The following is a 4,192-nucleotide window of genomic DNA, read 5'->3' on the forward strand; positions in this document are numbered from 1 at the left end:
AGAGCTCGTGCGGGCGGCGGGTCTCGAGACCTGCGAGCCGGACGGCACCCAGCGCCTCCTCCGCCTGAGCGCGCCGCTCGCGGCGCCCGACGCCGGCCACCCGCAGGCCGTACTCGACGTTGGAGATGACGTCGAGGTGGGGGAAGAGGGCATAGTCCTGGAACACGGTGTTGACGGGGCGGTCGAACGGCGCGAGCGAGGTGACGTCTCGCCCGAAGAGTTCGACGGTGCCACGCGTGGGTCGCTCGAAGCCGGCGACGATGCGCAGCACGGTGGTCTTGCCGGATCCCGAGGGCCCCAGCATCGAGAAGAACTCGCCCTCGCCGATCTCGAGGTCGAGATCGGCGACTGCGACGGTGTCGCCGAACCGCTTCTGGACACCGCGAAGGCGGATGGCTGAATCCATACCGCTATTCATCTGGTTCCAGATGTCTTTTTCAAGTCCCTGCGGGTAACGGTTCGATTAAGTCTCTGGTCCCAGATCTTTGGGATCGCGCGCCCCGGGGGCACAATGGCGGCGGAGAGCGGAGGCGGGCTGATGGGATTCACGTGGGGACCGGGCGCCGCGGCCGCTCGCTCGGCGACTCACGCCGCCATCTTCGCGCCCCTTGCCTCGGCCGGCCGCGCGGAGGCCGTTGCGCAGCGCCTCGCCGACGCGATCCAGCTGGGACTGCTCGAGCAGGGTGAGCGTCTGCCCACCGAGTCCGAGCTGGCGCGCCAGTTCGGCGTGGCGACGGTGACGGCTCGGGAGGCCCTCGAGTCACTGCGCGTCGCCGGACTCATCGAGACGCGCCGCGGCCGCGCGGGCGGCAGCTTCGTCTCCGGGTCCGGGGACGATGCCCGGGCCGCCCTGGCAGGGCGCCTGGCGGGGATGTCGCGTGTCGAGCTGCGGGACATGGGCCTGCTCTACGGGATCATCGCGGGCGCCGCCGCGGAGCGCGCCGCGCTGTTCACCACCCCCGACGAGGTCGAGGCCCTGTCCCTGCTGGTCGAGGACGGCGCCGTGGCCAACGGTGCCGCTGCGCGGCGAGCGGAGAACGGGATCCGCCTCGAGGTGGCGGCGCTGGCGCGGTCGGCGCGCCTGGTGGCCGAGCAGGTGCGCGTCCAGGCCGAGTTCGGGCCCCTGTTGTGGGTGGCGCTCCAGGAGTATGCGGTCCTCGCCGGCAATGCAGCAAGGCATCGCATGCTGGTGGCCGCCATCGGCGCGGAGGAGCCCGAGCGGGCGCGGCGGATCGTGGTCGAACAGGTGGGGTGGCTGGTGGACCGCCTGCTAGCGATCCGGGAGGCCGCGGACCGATGATGATCGAGGCCGTGCTGGAGATCGCCGAGGTGTTGGGCGCCTCGTTGGCGCCGGTGTTCGCAGAGGTCGCCGACTGGCGGGACCGCGTCGAGGAGGCGCTGACGCGCGGATCCGCGCGCGTGAGCGAGTTCGACGAGACCATCGAGTGGCTCGTCGCTCCGTCGCTGGACGATGCGCGCCCCATGATCGGCGCCGGATTCGTCGCCGCGCCGGGCTACTTCGAGGAGGCGCCGTGGCACATGGCGTGGTGGCTGAGCGCGACGAACGGCGTGGGGCTCGCAGGCCGGGAGGGCTCGCTGCGCCGGCTGGTGTCCATCGAGAACCCGCTGGACGAGTCGTTCCACGACTACACACGGCTTGAATGGTGGCGCGGTGCGGTCGAGTCCGACCGCCCGCATCTCACGGGGCCCTACATCGACTACCTGTGCACCGATGAGCTCACGCTCACGCTGACGGTGCCCGTCCATGCGAACGGCTTCGTGGCGGGAGTGGTCGGGGCGGACCTGTCGGTCGCGGCGCTCGAGGGTCTCACCGACGGCGTGCTGCGCGCGGCTGTGGTGCCGATGGTGCTCGGGACCGCCTCGGGTCGAATAGTCGCCGCGAGCGAGGCAGCGGTCGAGCCGGGGATCCCGGCACAGCGGCTCGGATGGCACTGCGACTGGCATCCGGTGCCCGGGTGCGGCGGCACGCTCGCGGTCTCGCGCGCGGCCTGAGCCGTCGCCGTTGCGCGGTCAGCAGCAGCCGCCACCGCCTCCGCAGCATTCGGACTCCGCCGTCACCGCCGCGGACTCCTTCGCCTTGCCCTGTCCCCCGCAGGCGCCGTCGCCGTCGCCGCCGCAGCCGCAGCCGCCGGCAGCCTTCGCTCCGGGACCGGTCGCGACCTCGGCGCCCTCGAGCGCATAGCCAGCGTCGTGGATGGCGGCGTCCGCCTCGAACGCGAAGTCTCCGGGGTCGGTCCCGCTTGCGAGCAGCACCACGGCGCGGCCGGTGGCGTGGTCGACGGACGCGGACCGCACGCCCGGAAGCGCGACGAGGGCCTTCTCGACGGATGACGAGCACCCGCCGCAGGTCATGCCGGAGACCGACAGTTCGACGGTGGTGCCGACCGGGGCGGCGGTGAGAGTCAGATCTTCCATACCTCGACGGTAGACCTTCCAGTCCACGTCAAGGTCAAGCCGGAGGTCCCGGGTACGACCAGGGGCCCCGCCGTGGCGGGGCCCCTCGTCATACCCGAAGGCGTCGAACGCGGTCGGGCTACTTCTTCTTCGAGGACTTCCGCTCCGTGGGGGTGAGGCCGTCCTCGCCGGTGCCGCCCTCGTCCTCCCAGACGTCCTCGGCATCGTCGATGGTCGATGCGACCTCCTCGGCCGCGCGTGCGCGCGCCTCGTCGGCGGCCTCCTTGACCTTCTTCGCCTCGGTGACGGCGGTGTCCTTGACCTTGGCGATGGCGGGACCCGCGACGTCCGCGACCTTCTTGGCCTCGGTCACCGCTGTCTCCTTGATCGCCTCCGCGGCCGGAACCGCCGCCTCACGGACCTTCTCGACCGTGGGACCGGCCTTCTCCGAGATCGCCTCGGCGGCGGCGTTTGCGGCGGTGGTCGCGGCTTCGGCGGCCTTGCGGGCCGCGTCGGCGGCGGCGTCGACGGCCTTGTTGACGTTGCGCCGCAGTTGGTCCTTGAAGTCGCCCTCGGCGGCGAACTCCCACTCCTCGTCCTCGCCGGCCCAGGCGTCGCGGCCCGGGTCGCGACGCGCCCATGCCACCAGTGCGGCGCCGGCCACGGCGGCCAGCGCGATGGGGATCAGCACCTTGCCCCACGAGCGCCCGGACTTCGCCGCGGGCGTGCTCGATGCCTCGTCCACGGCGGCGAGCACCGCGGGGATCGCGGCGCCGACGATCGCGGCGTGCGCGACGTCGGTCCACGCGCTGGCCTTGTCGCCGGCCTTGTGCACGTACGGCTTCGCCTTCTTCGCGCCCGCGTGGTAGGCCTCCTCGACACGCGGCGCCGCCCACTCCACGGCGCTCTGGTACTGAGGCCCGGCCCACTCCTTCGCGCGCTTCGCGGCCTGCCGGGCCGCGACCGAGGCCTCACGAGCCGCCTCGCGAGCGACCTTCGCCGCCTCGGCGGCCTGATCGCGAGCCTTATCGGCGTCGAAGCCCTGGAAATCGACCTTCTTCATGCTGCGCTCCTCCTGTGCTTCGCTGTGTCATCCACGTTCCATCCTGCCACTTGCACCGCGTGGTGGCGAGGCCCATGGAACAATGGCTCCCATGATCGCAACCCTTCAGACCACCGCAGGCGATATCCGTATCGAGCTGTTCCCCAACCACGCCCCCGTGACCGTCCAGAACTTCGTGGGACTCGCGACCGGAGAGAAGGAGTGGAAGGACCCGGCCACCGGCGACAAGTCGAACGAGCCCTTCTACGACGGCCTCGTCTTCCACCGCGTCATCGACAGCTTCATGATCCAGGGCGGCTGCCCGCTGGGCACCGGCACCGGCGGCCCCGGCTACACCTTCGACGACGAGATCCACCCGGAGCTCACGTTCAACGAGCCCTATCTGCTCGCCATGGCGAACGCCGGCCAGCGCCTCAACCCCATCACCGGCCGTCCCGGTGGCACCAACGGCTCGCAGTTCTTCATCACCGTGGACAAGCCGAGCTGGCTCAACGGCAAGCACACCATCTTCGGCAAGGTCGCGGACGACGAGTCGCGCGCCGTCGTGGATGCGATCGCCACCACCGCGACGGATGGCCGCGACCGTCCGCTCGAGGACGTGATGATCACCGGCGTCACCCTCGCCGAGTAGAGCGTGAGCTCGGAGCCCACCGCGCCGCCGGTCTGCCCGCGGCACACCGAGCGCGTCTCGTACGTGCGCTGTCAGCGTTGCGG

At 71.4% G+C, this 4,192-nt stretch carries 6 protein-coding genes; 3 read left to right on the top strand and 3 right to left on the bottom strand.

Features of this window, described 5'->3' with window-relative positions:
- On the bottom strand, positions 1-406 hold a 406-nt coding region (locus Q0L54_RS07720), incomplete at its 3' end, for an ATP-binding cassette domain-containing protein (RefSeq protein ID WP_296666826.1).
- 132 nt (positions 407-538) lie between these two features.
- On the opposite strand from Q0L54_RS07720, the gene Q0L54_RS07725 reads away from it, so the two are divergent.
- Positions 539-1,300 (top strand): GntR family transcriptional regulator, encoded by a 762-nt coding sequence (locus tag Q0L54_RS07725; protein ID WP_296666828.1) that lies wholly within the window; start codon positions 539-541, stop codon positions 1,298-1,300.
- The gene (locus Q0L54_RS07730) at positions 1,297-2,013 is read left to right on the top strand and encodes a cache domain-containing protein (RefSeq protein ID WP_296666830.1); all 717 of its coding nucleotides are present in this window, start codon (positions 1,297-1,299) and stop codon (positions 2,011-2,013) included. The genes Q0L54_RS07725 and Q0L54_RS07730 overlap by 4 nt, the downstream gene beginning before the upstream one ends.
- An 18-nt stretch (positions 2,014-2,031) precedes the next feature.
- Here Q0L54_RS07730 and Q0L54_RS07735 read toward each other — a convergent pair whose 3' ends face one another.
- Complete coding sequence (locus tag Q0L54_RS07735; protein ID WP_296666832.1) at positions 2,032-2,436, bottom strand: heavy metal-associated domain-containing protein; 405 nt, start codon at positions 2,434-2,436, stop codon at positions 2,032-2,034.
- Between the two features lie 118 nt (positions 2,437-2,554).
- Complete coding sequence (locus tag Q0L54_RS07740; RefSeq protein WP_296666833.1) at positions 2,555-3,478, bottom strand: hypothetical protein; 924 nt, start codon at positions 3,476-3,478, stop codon at positions 2,555-2,557.
- 91 nt (positions 3,479-3,569) lie between these two features.
- Here Q0L54_RS07740 and Q0L54_RS07745 point away from each other — a divergent pair, with 91 nt between their 5' ends.
- Complete coding sequence (locus Q0L54_RS07745) at positions 3,570-4,109, top strand: peptidylprolyl isomerase (protein WP_296666836.1); 540 nt, start codon at positions 3,570-3,572, stop codon at positions 4,107-4,109.
- Positions 4,110-4,192: the final 83 nt, after the last annotated feature.

This window comes from Demequina sp., from assembly GCF_024642165.1.
In the GTDB taxonomy this organism is placed as follows: Bacteria; Actinomycetota; Actinomycetes; order Actinomycetales; family Demequinaceae; genus Demequina.

Excerpts from the sequence above, each read along its gene's own strand:
- Q0L54_RS07730 (WP_296666830.1), top strand. The coding sequence starts at position 1,297 with ATGATGATCGAGGCCGTGCTGGAGATCGCCGAGGTGTTGGGCGCCTCG.
- Q0L54_RS07735 (WP_296666832.1), bottom strand. The coding sequence starts at position 2,436 with ATGGAAGATCTGACTCTCACCGCCGCCCCGGTCGGCACCACCGTCGAA.
- Q0L54_RS07725 (WP_296666828.1), top strand. The coding sequence starts at position 539 with ATGGGATTCACGTGGGGACCGGGCGCCGCGGCCGCTCGCTCGGCGACT.
- Q0L54_RS07745 (WP_296666836.1), top strand. The coding sequence starts at position 3,570 with ATGATCGCAACCCTTCAGACCACCGCAGGCGATATCCGTATCGAGCTG.
- Q0L54_RS07740 (WP_296666833.1), bottom strand. The coding sequence starts at position 3,478 with ATGAAGAAGGTCGATTTCCAGGGCTTCGACGCCGATAAGGCTCGCGAT.